Here is an 18953-nt window from a genome sequence, read left to right on the forward strand (position 1 = left end):
GCGAAGCATTGTAAAACGCTTTAAATTTTTTCCAGAAGGTCATTAGGGTTGATCTCCAATTTTTTCTTATGCGTTATTGAATAAGATTATAGGTTCTAGAGAAGTCTAATGGTACCCTTTTAGACCACTCGATTACAGGTTCGATACGAAGTCAAGTATGTGGCTTACTCGTTATGAGGATGTAAAATGTTACTTTTTAGTGCTGCGTTATTTAAACATAAATTGAATTTTAAACCACTATCAGAAGGTATGGAGAATTTATCGCTGGCTGCAACTTGGGCAGAAGGAGAATGGGGATATATTCGTAATAAAGGAGTTGAATTTCGTAAGGAAGTGCTCAATGACATGAAGGAGCATGTATATATAGGTCTGTTAAATGATCAACCTGTCGCATTGTTTGCTTTGTTTCCAAAAGAAATAGCTCTCGAATTTAATGAAAAAAAGTTTAAGGTACCTGCTGTGAGTGAATTAATGTATGTGTATGTGGACAAACCTTATCGTGGATTGGGTTTTGGCAAACAAATCATTGAGCAGGCTAAGGAGATTGCAAAATCACAAAAAGTGGAATTTATCATGTTAGATACCTTAAAACCTTCATTAAATCGATTTTATGAAAATGCCGGGGCTGACGTTATTGCAGAGAATCAGTTGTTTTCTCATCCTACAGATGTTTTAACCATTAGGTTGTAGCAGAGACTTCAATCCTGAGTTATAGGAAAACCTGCCAACAAGTCCTGAGAGTTACTTACAGAGATTGAAACAGGAAAGTACGCATTCTACAGTGATATCTAAAAAGCGGACCTCCCTGTCTGCGCAGGGAGGAAAACATCCGTTTTCTGCTTAGCTTGAAGGCCATGGTCTTCACTAGGCCAGGTGATTAAAACGTTTTTATAACGCAACGAGACGAGATTTAACGTTTAAAAAGTCGAAATCGCCCAGATCCGCATCGAATTTTGCGCTTGCTTGTACCAAAGTATCTGTAATAACCCCTTCTATAATGTCAATAAGAGGCGTTTCTTTATAGCGTCTCATGGATTTGACCTGTTTTTCCAAATTCTGTCCAGCAACTGTTTGAGGATTAGTACGATTCAATTGAAACTGCCCTAGTCCGATTTCGCTGGTTACTTTATCCAGTGCCTGCTGATATGAAGCGGCTATACCGGATTTGATTGCTTGTGCTACTGAGTCAACGGGAGTCCCTTGTTTCAGTAACTGAGCGCAAATTTCCGCCAATTGATTGATTTCATTGATATAGCCTTGTTGATTGCGTAACATTAATATTTTCATGGCTGAGGCAGCTGTGGAACTGACTTGGGGAATATCTGCGGTTAGTTCCTTTTTAAATAGAGCATCTAAAGAAAACACAGGTTCAGGGTGATTGGTGGTTATATCAATTTTTTTTTGCACAGTAGACTCCAAAAATAGAATTAGCTGGATAAATCGCTCACGTTTTAGCAAAATAAAAAACATTATGAAATAAATTTGATCAATTGTAAAGGCTTTTTAAAAGTTAAAGAGGAGTGAACACCACTGAAATATTCTTCACTCAATGTGGTATAATAAGACTATTTTTATTGTTTTTCGAGCGAGTAGTTAAATTGATTTCCAATCATATCGATCTTCGTTCTTATCATACCGAAAGTTGTAGTCATGCTCATGATTTTGCGCAATTGGTTTTACCTCTCTCAGGCTCCATGGAGTTAGAGTCAGGTCTTTATTCTGGTGTTGTGGATACGCATGTAGGTGCATTTATTGCGCCTAATGAACGGCATTGTTTTGCAGGAAGTCAGAACAATCTTTTTTTAGTGGTTGATGTGACTGCTCAAAATCATCTATTTGAAGATAGGAGATCGCATCCGTTTCATTTAACTGCGAGCATTAAAAAACTGTTACATTTTACACAACATTATTTGGCAGCTAAAGAAGGAGATTTCTTTACTGATTCTTTGATTAATCAATTACTTATTCATTTTGCTACACAATCTTTTTCACTGGAGTTGGATGCAATAGCGATTAAGGCAAAAAACTGGATTGATTTGAATTTTGCCGATACTGTTGATGTAAGTAAAGTCGCACAGCACTGTCATTTGAGCGTAAGTCAATTACAACGTCGGTTCAAACATGCTTTGGGGTCCAGCATGGCCGAGTATTGGCGATTTAAAAAATTACACCACGCAAAGCACATGTTGTCTTCAAAAAATCTGTCTATTGAAGCCATCGCTTTTGCAGTGGGTTATGAAAATTTATCTGCATTTAGTCGACGATTCAGTAAAGTATTTGGTGAGTCGCCTTCTCAATGGAGAACAAAAGCGTTATCAGCAAATAAAATGCGTGAACCAGATAACTCATACTCATTTTGAAATTGATAAACTACGGATTCGTTTTTCAATTTAAAGAAGTGATTTATAATGATAAAATCCAACGGTTATTTTCTGCAAGGCATGCTCTTCCTTATTTTGGCTCAAATTATGGTAGGCGTGAATATTGTTTTTTCCAAGTATGTGCTTTCCTCAATTCCTGTCCTGTTTCTATTATCGCTACGGTTTACTTTGGCAGCACTCATTTTATTACCCTTACATTGGCTCACACCTGCCAAAAGCAGACCGGTTAGTTATTATTTTTCGCAACTAAAGCAAAAAGATTGGATTTTTATTAGTGCTCAGGCAATCTCTGCCGGAGTGTTGTTTAATTTCCTTATGCTATGGGGATTAAATTATACTGATGCCAATGTGGCAGGCATTATTACCAGTGCTTTACCTGCCATTATCGCGATGATGTCCTGGTTTATTCTTGGGGAAAAATTTTCAGGTAAAAAAGCTGTTTGTGTAGGCTTTGCTACCCTGGGATTAATTGTTATCGCATGCGATAGACTGGGTGGCTCACAAGTAAACCATTCATTTGTGGGGGATGTGCTTGTTTTAATCGCTCTTTTACCCGAAGCAACTTATTATATTTTAAGTAAAATGCATAAAAATTCGCTTCCAGTATTTCTTATTTCCTCTTTGCTCAATGCAATTAATGCTATTTTATTATTAATTAGTCTGAGCTTTAGTACCTGGAAAGGTTTAAGCACTTCGCCTCTAGAATGGCTCATTTTGATCATTCTAGGTCTGAGTTCAGGTCTTTTTTATGTCTTTTGGAATTTTGGATGTCAGAAAGTCGATGGTGTAATGGCTTCATTATCAACTGCTGTGATGCCATTAGCTACAGTGCTCATAGCCTGGATGCTGCTTGGTGAGCGTTTAACACTCGGACAGACTCTAGGAATGGGCATGGTTATTTTCTCTATTGCTGTATATGCAAGGGCGGTTAAATAGATGACTTTTTAAGAAACTATCTGATTTATTCAATAGGTTTTTAGCTCAAGGGATTCTGGATAAGTTATTAAGAGTAAGGACTTATTTATAACAATTTGTCATTTTAATATCCCATTATTCAAGTATAATCCCCTTTTCTCTAATTCACTCGATTTGTGAAAAGCGTGCACGAAAAACTCGAATTATTTGATGAATTACCCTCAGAAATCCGAAGGGAAATAGTACAAGGCATATCAACTTCTGATTTAGTAAATCTAGCTATGGCTTCAAAGAAGCATTTGGTCTTATTTAAACCTATACTGAATATCCGTAAATTATTACATCATATTGTGCTCAGTGAGTATGATGCGGTCCAGTCGATATTAAAAAACGATATGAGTTTAATTTTTAAAAGAGGCAAAGTGACTGATTGTTCTGGTCGAATCTTTGAGAATATTAGTGCTTTTGAATACGCACTTTGGGCCCTGGATAAGCACATGTGGACAATGTTGCTTGACTGCTTACCCCCAAACAAAGAGGGTAAAAAGATATTAGCAATATTACTTACTCAATATCATAACGTAAATGCAAAGGGGGTAACTTACAGACTTAATGGAGAAACAATCATAGAGAGTCATTTTGATTTTAAGAATACCATTATTAAAGAACTGCAAACCCAAGCCGATTCCATACATGCCCCGCTTGGGTATAAAGATTGGAATGCCATAGATAAGCAATGGAGAGAAGGAGTAGGCTGTGCACAAAAGAAGCTCCCTATGCATGTGGTTTATGAATATTGCTCTGATGTGCCTTTTTATCCCGTTCCGGATTTTAGCACCCAGCCAAAAACATCAAAGAATCTTTATAACTGGATAACTAAAAAGATGGAAAATTGGTTTGAGTGTAATTCTAAATTAGGTGGTGATTTTGCAATATATAAGGCGCATGCGGTGCGTGTGTCGGGCAGCGCATGGGGGCGAGTGCCCGTTCCTGCTGCTGGGATGCTGAGTGTATTCGTAGTCGACCAAGATTTAGCTGCCATAAAGGCATTGTGTGAAGTAAGAACAAAAGAGTTGATTAATCTTGAATCACAAATTGAAGAACAGATGACAGTTGATAACCAACACAAAGCACGTCAAAATTTCCCAAACTCATAGAAGCAAATCTTGGTATTGTCTTATTCTTTATTTAATCCAGGGTCATTCTCCAATATTTAAGAAGGAATCTAATTGAGTACACAAAAAAAATGGGGGCATTTCCCTCATGAGTCAGATATTGGGGTGAGAGGATACGGGTCAACGTTAGCGGAGGCCTTTGCAACCGGGGCTTTGGCTCTGACTAATGTAATTACCGATTCACAATCAATCCAACCCTATAAGATGCTTCATGTAACTTGTGAGGCACCGAATGAGGAGATTTTATTTGTCGACTGGTTAAATGCCATTATTTATAACATGGCAATTTACAAGATGCTTTTTAGCCAGTTCGAAGTCGCCATAAAGGGGAGGACGTTAACTGCTATAATTGCAGGAGAGCAAGTGGATATTAAACGGCATCAACCTGCAGTAGAGGTGAAAGGTGCTACGTTCACCGAATTAAAAGTTTACCAAGACAACGGTATTTGGATAGCACAATGCGTGGTCGATGTATAATAAACCTCTAGGGAGAAGGCGAAAAGTCAATGGATTTAAACCGGTTAGAAAAAATTAGTGATTTTGAATGGCGAATCCCAAAACATGGGAAAATGCGTGTACCTGGGATTATTTTTGCTTCAGAGGAATTAATACTCAATATGGATATGAAAGTCTATGAGCAAGTCACTAATGTGGCAACTTTGCCCGGAATTGTTCAAGGTTCATTTGCCATGCCTGATGCACATTGGGGGTATGGATTTCCTATCGGCGGTGTTGCGGCATTTGATCCTGACAATGAAGGAGTTGTCTCTGCTGGCGGTGTTGGTTTTGATATTTCATGCGGGGTAAGGCTCTTATCAACGGGGCTTAAGCGTGAAGAATTTGAACCTTATAAGGAACAACTTGCAGATGCTTTGTTTCTTCATATTCCAGCAGGTGTAGGCAGCAAAAGTCGTATTAACCTGACCATGAAGCAAATGGATGATATGCTGCGAGGCGGCGCCGTCTGGGCTGTAAAACAAGGATATGGTGAACGGGAAGATTTAGAGCGAATTGAAGATAATGGTCGTGTAGAAGGTGCTTTACCTGAGCATGTTTCAGAACATGCAAAAAAACGACAAAAAAATGAAATGGGTACTTTAGGCTCGGGTAATCATTATTTGGAAATCCAGGAGGTACGCCAGATATATTGTGAAAAAACTGCTGCTGCGTTTGGTTTAGCGGAGGGGGATGTAGTTGTGAGCATCCATTGCGGTTCGCGTGGTCTAGGCCATCAAATAGGAACAGATTTTTTACGGTCTATGCTGATTGATGCTCAGCAGCATGGTATTCAACTTGTTGATCGTGAATTAGCTTGTGCGCCTATTCGTTCACTAATGGGCGAAAGCTATTTAGGTGCTATGCGTTCGGGAATAAATTGTGCTCTGGCAAATCGTGAAATCATTGCCCATTTTATGCGTGAAGTGTTTCAGAATGAAATACCAGGAACCCAAATAAAACTCATTTATGATGTATCTCATAATACCTGTAAAGAAGAAACACATCAGGTAAATGGTAAGACAATGCGATTATTTGTTCATCGTAAAGGGGCAACACGAGCTTTTGGCCCGGGGCACCCTCAATTAACAAAAGACTTTAGACAGGTAGGTCAACCAGTGATTATTGGCGGCAGTATGGGTACTGCGTCTTATATTCTGGTAGGCGCGCCGAGTACTGAAAATAAATCATTTGGTTCTGCTTGCCATGGTGCGGGACGTGCCATGAGTCGACATCAAGCAACCCAAAAATGGCGTGGTAGTGAAATTATTAAGCAACTAGCGCAACAAGGGATTCTCATTCGCAGCAGTTCCTACCGAGGTGTAGCAGAAGAAGCTCCTGGGGCCTACAAGAATGTCGATTTCGTTGTGGATGCCGCACAAGCATCAGGGTTAACCCAAAAGGTTGCCAGGTTAGCACCTATTGTTTGTATAAAAGGGTAGGGCGAGCCTGTTTACAATTCTACTTTCTTGGCCAAAATGCTGCGATTTTCTACGCTTCGATACTCACATAATTCATGTACGTTCCGTTTCGGTGTGCTAAAATTGCAGCATATTAGCTCAAGATAGTGAAGTGTAAACACCCTATGTATTGGCTCCAATAAACCGAAAAATCAAATTACTGCATCGCGTTCCTATAATCAAAAATTATCATTTTAACGAATTTAATCGAGACAACAGCTGTATAAAAATAAACCGGCTATAATAAAAATATTGTTTTAAAATTTTAAGAGATATTGTTGTATGCCTTTGAATGCAAGATCCTATAACGGTCGAATTAAGAAACTAAGTGGTTCTTCTAATCATGGTCGCTATAATACCCAGTTTGATAGTGTCGATATAGTTGCATTTGATAGAGAAGGAGAGGAATGGGGGATTTTTTCTAACTACGCAGAAATTCCTATTAAGATGCAAACCCCTTTTGGAGAAAAAACGTTCCCCACGGTGGAGCATTATTTTCAATATCAAAAAGATCCCAATGATAAAGCTTATCTAGAGAGAATTCTTCAGGGAGATGCGCAGAATGCAAGAGATTTAGGACAAAAAAAACGATGGAGTGATTTTAAATTAGCTGACGAAGCAATGCAAAGAGCAATTCAGGAAAAACTAAAAAACACTTTAGTGCGACAAGCGTTGAAAGATACAGGAAATGCTTGTCTCATTGAAGATACAGGAAGTAGAAGTTCGCAAAATCAGGATGGTAATTGGGGGTGGAGAACAGGGGGAAGCATAGAACCACATGCTACAACAGGTAATAAGCTCGGCATTTTGTTGATGGAGGAACGTAATCGTTTGCATCGACAAGAAGGTAATTTTTCTATGATTGTGCAAAACCCCCTAGATTTGTCTGAACGAGCCCGTGGCATTATGACGCGAAATTACAGTACCAAGAATCTCATTCATCTCAGCTTGCCCGTTGTTTCGACTTCACCAACACAAGCTAGCTATCCTTCTTCTCGAATGAAAGATTCTTTGAATCAGACTAAAAAGCATACAACTCAAGAGTCACATCAGGAAGTGAGTCAAATGATTCGTACCATGATGACCACCTCTTCTCCAAGTTTGGATATCCCATTTGTGGGCAAAGGTCAGATGAACGGTACATTCAAAATAGCTTTTGATAATCCTAAAGATGCTGCTGCTTTTCAAGACATGTTAGCAAAGCAAGGTTTTAAAACCTCTTACTTCGGGGATGGTGAACGTTATCCGATGGAACATTCAGGGAAAAAATTGAATCATATTGTTCGCTTTGAGAATGCAGGTACAAAAACAGAAATTCCTGAAAAAGCCTTACAGTTTCTCAAAGAAAATTTTAAGGATGATGCAAAAGTTGCTAATATAGTTGAAAACATGGGGTTTGAACGGCCCAAAATGGGGGTATCAATGCATATGTAATTGTCTGCCTATTTGATTAGGAATGTTTATTAGCGCGCATACTTCATCAGTTTGAGGCAATTGTCCTATGGTTTCTTTAAACTCCAAAATTGATTCGTCACCGTTATTGATAATAATGTTAGATAGCAAATCAGGTCATTATGAAAAAGTAGCCATGTTTTTCCATATCAATAAGTTAATGTACTCCTCTTCAGTTGAAATTATAGCTTTATTTGCCTAGTGTATTAAAAAGATTAAGTATTATTGCTTCTTTCTTCCACTATGAGTAAGACTACTTAATGAAGGACTAGGTTAATCGTGACATGAAGACTACTTTTACCTTACATCCTATGGCTCCATTCCAGCTGGACTATACAGTTCTTGCTTTGCGTCGAAGAAGCAAAAATAATGTTGATCTTTGGGATGGACGCCGGTATACACGATTATTGCTCATAGAAGATGCACCTGTTAAAGTCATTGCTGAGCAAAGTAAAAAGCTTAATGAACCAGAGTTACTTCTATCCATTGAAAGCCAAAAAGACGTATCTCAAAGTCAGCTTACATCTCAAATAGAGAAAATGTTGGGCTTAAAATGGGACCTACGCGATTTCTATCATCTCACACAACACGAAGCTCAATTAAACCCACTGGTTGTACAATTTAAGGGGGTTAAACCGCCGCGATTCCCTTCTATTTTTGAAGCACTGGTTAATGCAGTTTCATGCCAGCAAATATCACTTGATGCAGGATTGCAAATTCAAAGTCGATTGGCTGAATTCCTGAGTATCAGAGTTAAGGAAAAGGAGCATATTTTCTACGCATTCCCAAGGCCCGAAGAGGTTGCTCATTGCACTGTTTCTGATTTGAAGAAAATAGGTTACAGTGCCTATAAAAGTGAAACACTGATCCGCTTAGCAACTGCAATCCTTGAAGAAAAACCAAGTTTTGGATCTTTGGAGCACAAAACAAATGATGAGGTAATTGATTTTTTATGTTGTTTTAAGGGAATAGGGCGTTGGACTGCGGAATATGTTTTATTGCGTGGTTTGGGAAGGATTGATACTTTTCCTGGTGATGATACTGGTGCACAAAATAATTTATATCAATTGCTGCATCTTGATAAGAAACCTGATTATAAGAAAATAGCGGAAATTACAGCCAAATGGCATCCCTACGCAGGATTAGTTTATTTCCATTTATTATTACAGAGCTTGTATGAAAAAAGAATCCTAAAATAAATCACTTAAATTTTGTTTTAAAATAATTTTTTTTATAAAATTACCAGTCCAGTGATGAGCAAATTAAAAAATCGCATAAGGAATGTGTGCATGGATAATACCCATCAAAGCTCAATTGTTGAGCCTATAGCCGTTGATAAAGTATCTAATGTCTTAAAATGGATTCTTTTAATTACAGCAATTATCTGTTTCATAGTGCTGATTTGGGGTACCTATAAAACCTATCAGCTTGCTCCACCTTTACCGCAGCAATTTCAATCTCCTTCTGGGCAAACTGTGATAACAGCAGAGGATATTGTGGCTGGTAAAGCGGGTTTTCAACGCGCTGACCTTATGGATTATGGAAGTCTTTATGGAATGGGCTCTTATTTTGGAGAGGATTATACTGCAAAATATTTAGTCAGTCTTGGCAGAATTATAGAAGATAAAATAGCGCAACAACGTTTCGGTAAACCCTTTATAAATCTGGGGGTAGGGGAACAATACACTGTACGCCAAGGAATGCAACAGGATCTGCAGCACATTGATCTAAGTAAGCAAATCAGCATTTTGTCCCAGCCAGTTGCTGATGCAATCATGCAACTGCGCCAGCAAATCTCACAAAATCTACTAAATCATGATCCAGAAACAGGTTGGACCAAGGCCTATAGCTTAAATGAGCAAAGTGCCTTACAAACGGCTGATTTTCTTATTTATTCCTCACTCACTACGATTGCACATAGACCAGGGCAAAATAGTTCCTATACCAACAATTGGCCTTATGAACCCACTATGGGAAATACGCCAACAGCAAATACCTTTTACTGGACATGGGTATCATTTTGTTTTGTATTTCTGGGTTTTGGTGTCGTACTTTATATTTATCATCGATATTTAAGTGTGCCTGATGATGCATTGAGAACCCCCGTATTGTTGGGATTTGAGTCTTTGACACCAAGTCAGCGCAAGGTAGGGCAATATTTTGTTGTTGTTGCGCTTGTTTTGCTGATCCAGATTGCTGTAGGTGCGATTATGGCGCATTACTATACAGAACGAACGGGGTTTTATGGAATTAATATTAATAATTATTTACCTTTTAATTTCTTACGCGATGTACACATTCAAACGCCAATTGTCTGGATCGCTCTTTCATGGGTCAGCGCCGCTGTTTTCATGGCTCCTCTCATTAGTAAAAAAGAAGCGAAAAGGCAGGGTTTTTTGGTTGATCTCTTGTTTTGGGTCACCTTGTTTATTGTTGGCGGAGCACTTGTTGGTAATTATATGGGGATTATGGGATATGTGGATGAACACTGGTTTTGGGTGGGCAATCAGGGCCTGTCCTATCTGCAACTTGGTCGCTTATGGCAAATTGGATTTTGTTTAGGACTTTTCCTTTGGAGTTTTATTATTTTTCGCGGCATGTGGCCTACCTGGAGTGGCTTAAAAACTGCTGCTGTTGAGTTTTGGACTGGGCGCATTCGTTTAGAACATTTGTTTTGGGCAAGCACGATAAATATTGCAGTATTGTATTGCTTTGGGATGATCCCTTTAACTGGAATTGAAAAATCATTCACAATCACTGATTTTTGGCGCTGGTGGGTCGTTCATCTTTGGGTAGAGCAGTCATTTGAGTTTTTTGCTGCGTGCTCTACTGCTTATCTTTTAATGGGAACAGGATTGGTTTCGCGAGCTTTAGCAGAGCGTGCAATGTACTTTGAAACAATTTTGGTATTTTTAGGAGGAATCATCGGCACTGGTCATCACTGGTATTGGACAGGTACTCCGGATTTTTGGGTTCCCTTAGGATCTATGTTTTCGTTCATTGAAGTATTGCCTTTGGTTCTCCTCATTATCGATGCCATCGAACATCATCAATTAATTAAGCGACAAGGTATTTTTACTTATAATTTGGCTTATCTCTATATTTTGGGAGCATCTTTTTGGAATTTTGTTGGCGCAGGTGTATTCGGTGGAGGGACACTTAACGCGCCGCTTATAAACTATTATGAGCATGGAACGTTTCTTACTTTAAACCATGCGCATACCGCATTATTTGGGGCATTTGGTTTGCTCGGCCTCGGGTTAATTTATTTTTGTTTACGCTATGCTGCAGGTGAGCGTTTTGCTTGGGGTGATCGTTTAGGGACTTGGGCATTTTGGTTATATAACATAGGTCTTGTTTTATGGATTGTGTTGAATTTCTTTCCTATAGGCTGGGCACAATTAATGGATGTTTATGAACATGGCTTTGCCCATTCAAGAAGCCTTGAATTTTATAATACAACATTGTTATGGCAATGGTTACGACTGCCGGGAGATGTTGTATTTGCTTTAGGGGCGTTATTCATGGCCTATGATTTTATTAAAAAGCTAGGTCCTTTTTTTCCAAAATGGTTGGGAGTTAAGCGCTTGGAACAACAACTTGTTCGCGATATTTAGCGGTAAAATGGGCAATCCCAAAGGAAGATATGGTTATGCCTGAGCTTTTTACGATTGGACACTCGACGCATACTTTGCAGGAGTTTCTTGGGTATGGTTCGTATTGAGGGCAGCCGGTTTAATTCAGACTGTTTGATTCTTCTATGGTGTTTTGATCCGGATCATCCTTATTAGTCATTATTCTGACTCCATGGAAAGTGAAGGGTGAGACATGCGTACCATACTGCTGTACGTTTTTAAAAAGAGTACAAAAACTAGGAAATTTATAGGTTGATGTGGAAGCTGTATCTTTTTTTTGCAGAACGCCATCAAGAAAGAGGCTTTCTTCATGAGGTTGTTCAAAATTCGATACTCCAGCGACTAACAAATTAAATTCGGATGATAAGGCCTGCAGCCACTGATAAAATCCACTCTCACATCTGAAATAGTTATTATCAAGCGGATAAATACATTTTCCATGGTTATAGTTTTTCTCAGTCAATAGGACTACCTGCTTAATTCCAAATTCTTTTAATTGCTCCAATGATGGTAGTTTTTTAGCGTCAATTGTAGTGAATCCATGATTGGGTTCGAGGATTAAACCTAATGAGGAATCACGTGATTCAGGAGATTGTGATAACAGTTCAGCACGTGGTAAGGCATCTTGTAGCTGATCCATAATCCGTGTTTGAGTCGTTGGATCATTCAATATGGAGAGTTGCCAAATGCAATCAACACCATTCCTATATAATGCACTTGCAACAGGTGCTTCATGCCCGGTAAAGTTTATAAACAGTAAATTATCCAGCCCATGTAGTGTATTTAATTTTTCTAATAACGCATTTGTGTTGGCACAAATCTCTTCATCCACGGCTTTCGTTATAAAGTTCCGTCCTTTGGGGATCACATCATCAGAACGATTAAGGCGAACGAAATGTAATTCACCTCTAAACTTGGATAATACCTTTTGTGAAGGGGTCACAATTTCTAATAATGTTTGCAAATCATGCCGAGTTCTTATTCTAGCTTCAAAGTTCTTTGGGGGCTCTTGCTTTACAGGGGGATTTTGCAAAGTATCTATCTTGTGGGTAATGGGTTTTAGTTTGCGTAAAACATCAATAGAGATCTTGAAGGCAAATTCTCCTTCTATATTTTCTACTGCAACCCCTAAAAACTTTTTAAAGAAAATATCGCGTAATCTATATTTATTAACCCTGCTGGCATCCACATTTCCACCCTCAATTTTACTAAATATCAAAAGGCGGTTTTCATTTTCTAGAAATTCGATATGATCGAGGTAGTAACCAAAATCTTCTATCTCGTCAATAACTGCATTTAACGCTTCTATAATCAGTTTTATTTCAGGCTTCATTTTTACTTCTAAGAAATAAGTTATTACGGTTATTCAAGTACTTTTCTGTATAATTATTATACTACATTATAAATGAATAACATTAACGACTGATTAAGAGGGTACGCCTTTGGGCGCTAGATTTCGGTTAGGCCCCTGGATTAACCAATACAATTTCAGTTATTCCTGAAAGTGAGGGATTAGTGAATTGATACTACGTCCAATGAGTCGATACCTCAGGTCAAAATTCCCCAGCCTACTTTTTAAAGATTAAGGTCTTATTGTATTTTCGTTATCTAATACGTTTTCATTGAAAATATTATATATAGAGTCACGAACCAGTTGTGGCACATTATTACTAAAGATTAGGCGTATGTCATCTCTATCTGCTCTTGAGACCGCTAATTGAACCATTTGGGGCGTACTGCCTGTAACATTCTTTTGGTATAAGTGAGAGGGGCGTCCTGTTACTGCTCCAACTCCTTCTCCTTGGCCTATAAATCTGAATCCTGCCCTATTTAGAAATGTTTCGATTTTTTCAAATTTCATTATTAGCACCCAGTTAATAAATAAAAAAGCATTGTGAACAAAATTTAATTAAATTTCAATCTATTATATGTCTTTCATGCAACCTTTGGGCGCAGCGAGGTTGATATATTTCACGGAATAAATATTTTGATATACTCTAAATGAAATCCAGTATTGAATCTGTGCCAAATGTATATCAAATCCAGCCAATTAATGTTTTCGCCATCTGATCTTACCCAATTTATGGAGAGTCCTTTTGTATCCTGGATAGAACATCTTGCAGTGGCACATCCTGATTTACTGCCTACGCCCGATGAAAAAGATGAATTAATTGATGTATTGCAACATCTAGGAAACCAACACGAATTGGAACTCTTGGCTTTATTTGAAGAACAAGGATTATCCGTTGCCAATTTGCATCGACAGCCGAATACCTATGAGGCGACCTTAACTGCCATGAATGATGGAGTCGATGTGATTTATCAAGCTCATTTACAATTGCTTCCTTTTCAGGGATACGCTGATTTTCTAATAAAGAAAGCAGGTAAAAGTTGGTTGGGTGATTACTGCTATGAAGTTTGGGATACCAAGCTTGCTCGATCTGTTAAACCGGGTTTTCTGCTACAATTATGCTGCTATGCGGAAATGCTTGAAGCGATGCAGGGCAGTAGAACAGAATACATCACGGTAGTTTTAGGCAATAAAGAACAGCGGCGCTTTCGTACTGCAGATTATTTTTATTTTTATCAAAATCTAAAACACCAGTTTTTATTGACGCATCAAAATTTTGATCCCAATGCTTGCCCTGATCCTGCTGCATCTAAAAATTGGGGAAGATGGAGTACTTATGCTGAAGAGTTATTAATTAAAGAAGATCATTTGATCCAGGTCGCAACCATTACTTCCGGGCAAATCAAAAAACTGTATCAAGCAGGGATCAAAACCATGACTGCATTGGCTCATGCAAATTGTTCCTGGATCAAAGGGATTAAACCAGAACGTTTTGCGCGATTGCAAGCACAAGCTAAAATTCAAAAAAAAAGTAGCGGCAAGGAAATTCCCTTATATCAAATGATTCCTCATGTTCCTGGACAAAAGCAAGGTTTGGCGTTGCTGCCTCCTGCATCACCGCTAGATGTATTTTTTGATATTGAAGGTTTTCCTCTTGAGGAGGGGGGACTGGAATATCTTTGGGGTATTGCTTATTTTGATGAAAAAGGTCAGCGCCAGTATAAGGATTTTTGGGCTCATGATGCCGAGCAGGAAAAAGACAGTTTCCACGCTTTTGTGAGATGGGTTTATGAGCGTTGGCAAGAAGATCCACAAATGCATATTTACCATTATGCCAATTATGAAATTTCTGCATGTCGGAAGTTGATGGGCCGGTATGGTGTTTGTGAGGATGAGATCGATCAGCTCTTACGTAATGAAGTATTTGTTGATTTGTATAAAATTGTCAAAACATCTCTAATTATTGGTGAGCCACGCTATTCCATCAAAAATATAGAGCATTTATATCGGGGAAAACGAGATACTGCGGTGGGTTCTGGAGGCGATTCAGTCGTTGTTTATGAGCATTGGCGAGAACACCCAGATGGTGAGAGTTGGCATACGTCAAAAATATTAAATGACATCCGTGCTTATAATATGGATGATTGCAATTCCACTCAGGAACTGGTGGATTGGCTAAGGGCGCGGCAAAAAGAACAAGGTATAAGTTACTTAGGTAAAACAGAGCTTGTTGAGCTTGAGATTAAGGAAAAGGTGGGTGAGCGTATTCAGTTACGCGAGCGGTTACTGGCACAAGCAGAACGTTTAAAATCTGACGGAGACATCGAATTAGCTAAAATAAATTTGATTTTTGCATGGTCCATTGAATTTCATCGACGTGAAGCAAAACCGGTGTTTTGGCGTATGTTTGAGCGATTGGGGTTAACTGGAGAAGACCTGCTCGATGATATTGATTGTTTGGCTTATTGCCGGAGGACCGCTAAGCCACCCTATAAACCTTCACCAAAATCACGCAATATGGCCTACGAGTACTTTTTTGATCCGGAACAGGAGTTTAAAGGAGCTGCCAAACAATATTTCATTTTAGATAAAGAAACAGAAGACGGTAAGACGGTTACCGCAAATTATTGTGAAGAGGGCAGCGATCTGGAGCATGGGATTATCGTCTTGCAAATGAAAAATGAAGTGGATGATCCAATTACCTTAATTCCTAATGAATATGTAGATCCTCATTCGATTCCTGATGCGATTGCAAAGCAGGCAGCATTATTTGAACAAGGTTTTCTGGAAAACACTGCGATATTGGATTTTCTGAGCAAATCTTATCCGCGGATTAAAGATCATCCACAGGGGGTAGCAATTGCACCAAGTCACTATCCAGAAGAACGATTAGCTCAAATTATTCGAGCCGTTTTAAATTTAAATAACAGCTATCTTACGCTACAAGGTCCTCCTGGCGCAGGTAAAACCTACACAGGAAAGCATTTAATCGCAGAGCTCATTCAAAGAGGAAAAAAGATAGGGATTTCATCCAATAGTCATAAAGCAATCAATAACCTATTGCTGAGTACAACGGCTTATTGCCATAAGGAAGGTATTAAGGGACATTTTGCATGTTCTCGTAATACAGATGGGGAAATTGAAGCTTTAGGTATTACAGTATTGGAAAACAAAAACATTGTTCATTTTATTCAACCCGGATGTGTTGTCGGAGCTACAGCTTGGGGTTTTGCCAGAGAACAGCTTGCTGATGTTTTTGATTATCTTTTTATTGATGAGGCAGGGCAAGTTAGTGTTGCAAACTTAATTGCTATGAGTCGTTCAACCCGCAATATTATATTAATGGGTGATCAAATGCAGTTGGGGCAACCCTCCCAAGGAAGTCATCCTGAAGAAAGTGGTTTATCCATATTAGAGTACTTATTACACACAACACCAACAATTCCAGATTCTATGGGGGTTTTTCTGGGAACTACTTATAGGATGCATCCTGCGGTAAATCAATGGGTTAGTGATGCGATTTATGAAGGAAAACTGGAAACTGCCCCTGAAAATGTACAGCAAATAATAAGTATTCCCAGGGGATATCAAGGGGTGCTGAATAAAGAAGCGGGAATTATTCCCGTACCTGTCATTCATGAGGGAAATACACAAGCCAGTGATGAGGAAGTAGAGAGGATTGTATTATTAGCCGGGGAGCTTTTAGGTAGAACATTTAAGGCAAAAAATGGTTCGCAAAAAGAAATCAGTTGGGAGGACATTCTTTTTGTTGCCCCATACAATCATCAGGTAAACAAATTGAAAATGGCACTTGGCGAACAGGCTAAAGTAGGAAGTGTCGATAAATTTCAAGGACAGGAAGCGCCTATTGTCTTTTTGAGCATGTGCGCGAGCAATGCAGATGAATCTCCTCGAGGACTGAATTTTCTTTTTGATAAAAACAGAATAAATGTTGCTATCTCGCGAGCTCAGTGTTTGGCGATTGTTGTCTATTCACCCTCTTTGCTTGAGGCGGTGCCCAATAATGTCGAACAAATTTCAAGGATGAATGTATTTTGTCAATTGGTTAATTTAAATGATTCCCTTCCGATATGAGGTAAAAGAGGGATGTGATACTAGTTAATTAATCATGTCTCTCTGTCCTGTTACTTCTTAAGTACGCTATTCCTATCGCCTAAAATTTTTCTGCGTAAAGCGGTTTGAATATCTACCTGGCAAAAAGTATTTTTTTGATGTGATCCCATGATTCAATTTGCGAAAATATTATAGTACACGATGTGAATTAAATCTTCGATGAATTTATTTTTGGGCTTTAGATTAGCTTAAAAAATCGGCAAGAGTGCATTCATCATTTTCTAATAACTGAGCCATGATCTTATTGAATGCATTCACAACTTCGTCTTTACCGTATTCTGTTAATGGTCCATTAATCGATAGTTGGTACTGCCCTTCCAGGTCTTTTGAAAATAAAATCCATAAAGACCGATTATTAATAGGTCTATCCTCGCTACTGTAATGATTTGGATACTGATAACTTAGATTTGCAAAATTTTTATCAGGAACTATTTTACTAAAAAAAGAAGGAGTAATATTAATAAGAACTCTTAACCTCTCGGGTTTTGCCAGGGGTATTTTTAACTTAAATAGTTGATTCAATTTATGCTTAAACGAAGTATTGTGAGTGATTGCCTGTGCCCAGCTGAAGTACTTTATTAAATAATCAATGACAGTTGAATGCAACTTGCTCTTTTCAAGATCCCTCTTAAGGAAGAGTTTATTCCATACATAATGCAAATAGTGATTGATTGTTAGCCCAGCCCCTTTAAACTCCCTGTTCTTTATTATATGAGAACATTTCTGATAGGGCGCTGTTATTAGTAGTTGCTCTTCAATAGACTTAATAAAATCAATAAAATTATCCTTCTCATTTAAGGTCAAGTTTATTCTTTTATATTCTACAAACACTCCTACTATGGAATTATATTGGCTTCCTTCTCTACCGTTATGAATGAGAACGAACGGCATTTTTTTTTGGTGACTCAGCTTATAAAGTGCAATATGGCATGCAGCAATCAATCCCGTGCTGACATTAATATTTTTTGTTCTATGCCATTCTATAAATTGCTCAACTCGAAGAGAATCAAGAGGATAATGGAATAAATACTTCTCCTGCTCGTCTGTAGCAGACATATAATACTCACGTCTCAGCGACAACATCTTAAAACCATGATTATAGTGGTGCCAAAAATTAACTTTATCTTTTAGATTGGTTTCATAAAGATGATTATTTTTTTTAACATAGTTAAGGAATGAATCTTTTTCTGGCTCAATAGTCATTTTTTTGCCACGGAAAAGAGTTTCATAGCATTTTTTGAATTGGTTCAATAGAATACTGCATGATGGCCCATCTACTATGATATGAGGCATCACAATATGCAACTCATGTAATTCGCTATTTATTTTATAAAGATATACTCTAATTAGCGGTGGTTCTGTTAAGGATATGGCACTGAACATATTGTTTTGGAACTCCTGATGCAGCACTGTTTGGTTGTTGTTTGACGAAATGTCTTCATAGACTAACTTGAATTGCCCTTCTTTCTTCAATGTTTGAATCGGCACATCTTTACTAAAACTCAACCAAAAAACAGGGTTTTGCTTCACAACAAAATTAAATGCCTGAGATACATATTCTCTATTAAGTTTACCTTGTATCTGTAACTGCATCCCTGCGTTATAAGGATAATCCATTTTATTGAGCACCCAGAATACGTATTGAAAATCACACAAAGCGATTTCTTCGGTTGGGTTTTCCGCAGGAAGAGACTCAGGTACATTTTCAAGGACCTTATCTAATTCATTGGCAATATTTTTGGCGATTTTATCGATTCGCGGTTCATTAATAAAATACTCTATGGGCAAGCTCAGGTTGGGGCAGTTCAATTTATCATGAATGCGGTTTCTCAACTCCAAAGCCATCAGTGAATCCATGCCCATAGCAAACAGATCATTTTTTATGCCTACTTCCTCGCCACTTTCCAGCCCCAGGACGTCGGCAACAATCGCGCATAAAGTTTGGCGCAACAGGG

General features: G+C 38.4%; 14 protein-coding genes. 10 read left to right on the forward strand and 4 right to left on the reverse strand.

What is annotated here, in order from left to right; genetic code table 11:
- Positions 1-186: 186 nt before the first annotated feature.
- Positions 187-690 (forward strand): GNAT family N-acetyltransferase, encoded by a 504-nt coding sequence (locus Lpar_RS18175; protein ID WP_058519171.1) that lies wholly within the window; start codon positions 187-189, stop codon positions 688-690.
- A gap of 198 nt (positions 691-888) precedes the next feature.
- Here Lpar_RS18175 and Lpar_RS18180 read toward each other — a convergent pair whose 3' ends face one another.
- A complete protein-coding gene (locus Lpar_RS18180) occupies positions 889-1407 on the reverse strand; it encodes a hypothetical protein (RefSeq protein WP_065236099.1) in 519 nt (172 codons plus the stop codon).
- A gap of 191 nt (positions 1408-1598) precedes the next feature.
- On the opposite strand from Lpar_RS18180, the gene Lpar_RS18185 reads away from it, so the two are divergent.
- From Lpar_RS18185 to Lpar_RS18220, 8 genes are all read left to right on the forward strand, one after another.
- Positions 1599-2360, forward strand: coding sequence for an AraC family transcriptional regulator (locus tag Lpar_RS18185; RefSeq protein ID WP_058519324.1), 762 nt, complete (start codon positions 1599-1601; stop codon positions 2358-2360).
- 48 nt (positions 2361-2408) lie between these two features.
- Complete coding sequence (locus Lpar_RS18190) at positions 2409-3317, forward strand: DMT family transporter (protein ID WP_058519173.1); 909 nt, start codon at positions 2409-2411, stop codon at positions 3315-3317.
- A gap of 164 nt (positions 3318-3481) precedes the next feature.
- Complete coding sequence (locus Lpar_RS18195; RefSeq protein WP_058519174.1) at positions 3482-4453, forward strand: hypothetical protein; 972 nt, start codon at positions 3482-3484, stop codon at positions 4451-4453.
- 72 nt (positions 4454-4525) lie between these two features.
- A complete protein-coding gene (locus tag Lpar_RS18200; protein ID WP_058519175.1) occupies positions 4526-4948 on the forward strand; it encodes an archease in 423 nt (140 codons plus the stop codon).
- Between the two features lie 29 nt (positions 4949-4977).
- A complete protein-coding gene (locus Lpar_RS18205; RefSeq protein WP_058519176.1) occupies positions 4978-6408 on the forward strand; it encodes an RtcB family protein in 1431 nt (476 codons plus the stop codon).
- Positions 6409-6708: 300 nt separating this feature from the next.
- The gene (locus Lpar_RS18210; RefSeq protein WP_058519177.1) at positions 6709-7860 is read left to right on the forward strand and encodes an NADAR family protein; all 1152 of its coding nucleotides are present in this window, start codon (positions 6709-6711) and stop codon (positions 7858-7860) included.
- Positions 7861-8162: 302 nt separating this feature from the next.
- Positions 8163-9077: a DNA-3-methyladenine glycosylase family protein gene (locus Lpar_RS18215; protein WP_058519178.1), complete on the forward strand. Its 915-nt coding sequence runs from the start codon at positions 8163-8165 to the stop codon at positions 9075-9077.
- Between the two features lie 90 nt (positions 9078-9167).
- The gene (locus tag Lpar_RS18220) at positions 9168-11495 is read left to right on the forward strand and encodes a nitric-oxide reductase large subunit (protein WP_058519179.1); all 2328 of its coding nucleotides are present in this window, start codon (positions 9168-9170) and stop codon (positions 11493-11495) included.
- Between the two features lie 118 nt (positions 11496-11613).
- Here the strand turns inward: Lpar_RS18220 and Lpar_RS18225 are convergent, their stop codons facing one another.
- Together Lpar_RS18225 and Lpar_RS18230 are read right to left on the reverse strand one after the other, a co-directional pair.
- Positions 11614-12846, reverse strand: coding sequence for a hypothetical protein (locus Lpar_RS18225; protein ID WP_058519180.1), 1233 nt, complete (start codon positions 12844-12846; stop codon positions 11614-11616).
- Positions 12847-13095: 249 nt separating this feature from the next.
- Positions 13096-13374 (reverse strand): hypothetical protein, encoded by a 279-nt coding sequence (locus Lpar_RS18230; RefSeq protein WP_058519181.1) that lies wholly within the window; start codon positions 13372-13374, stop codon positions 13096-13098.
- Positions 13375-13542: 168 nt separating this feature from the next.
- Between Lpar_RS18230 and Lpar_RS18235 the strand changes: the two genes are divergently transcribed.
- The gene (locus tag Lpar_RS18235) at positions 13543-16959 is read left to right on the forward strand and encodes a TM0106 family RecB-like putative nuclease (protein WP_058519182.1); all 3417 of its coding nucleotides are present in this window, start codon (positions 13543-13545) and stop codon (positions 16957-16959) included.
- Between the two features lie 222 nt (positions 16960-17181).
- Here Lpar_RS18235 and Lpar_RS18240 read toward each other — a convergent pair.
- A partial coding sequence (locus Lpar_RS18240) for a condensation domain-containing protein (RefSeq protein WP_237759445.1) occupies positions 17182-18953 on the reverse strand: 1772 nt, incomplete at its 5' end.

Origin of the sequence: Legionella parisiensis, assembly GCF_001467945.1 — a bacterium.
GTDB classification, from domain to species: domain Bacteria; phylum Pseudomonadota; class Gammaproteobacteria; order Legionellales; family Legionellaceae; genus Legionella; species Legionella parisiensis.

What these genes read in the sequence shown, in the direction of transcription:
- Lpar_RS18215 (WP_058519178.1), top strand. Translation starts at nt 8,163, where the DNA reads ATGAAGACTACTTTTACCTTACATCCTATGGCTCCATTCCAGCTGGAC.
- Lpar_RS18175 (WP_058519171.1), top strand. Translation starts at nt 187, where the DNA reads ATGTTACTTTTTAGTGCTGCGTTATTTAAACATAAATTGAATTTTAAA.
- Lpar_RS18205 (WP_058519176.1), top strand. Translation starts at nt 4,978, where the DNA reads ATGGATTTAAACCGGTTAGAAAAAATTAGTGATTTTGAATGGCGAATC.
- Lpar_RS18210 (WP_058519177.1), top strand. Translation starts at nt 6,709, where the DNA reads ATGCCTTTGAATGCAAGATCCTATAACGGTCGAATTAAGAAACTAAGT.
- Lpar_RS18190 (WP_058519173.1), top strand. Translation starts at nt 2,409, where the DNA reads ATGATAAAATCCAACGGTTATTTTCTGCAAGGCATGCTCTTCCTTATT.
- Lpar_RS18220 (WP_058519179.1), top strand. Translation starts at nt 9,168, where the DNA reads ATGGATAATACCCATCAAAGCTCAATTGTTGAGCCTATAGCCGTTGAT.
- Lpar_RS18225 (WP_058519180.1), bottom strand. Translation starts at nt 12,846, where the DNA reads ATGAAGCCTGAAATAAAACTGATTATAGAAGCGTTAAATGCAGTTATT.
- Lpar_RS18230 (WP_058519181.1), bottom strand. Translation starts at nt 13,374, where the DNA reads ATGAAATTTGAAAAAATCGAAACATTTCTAAATAGGGCAGGATTCAGA.
- Lpar_RS18235 (WP_058519182.1), top strand. Translation starts at nt 13,543, where the DNA reads ATGTATATCAAATCCAGCCAATTAATGTTTTCGCCATCTGATCTTACC.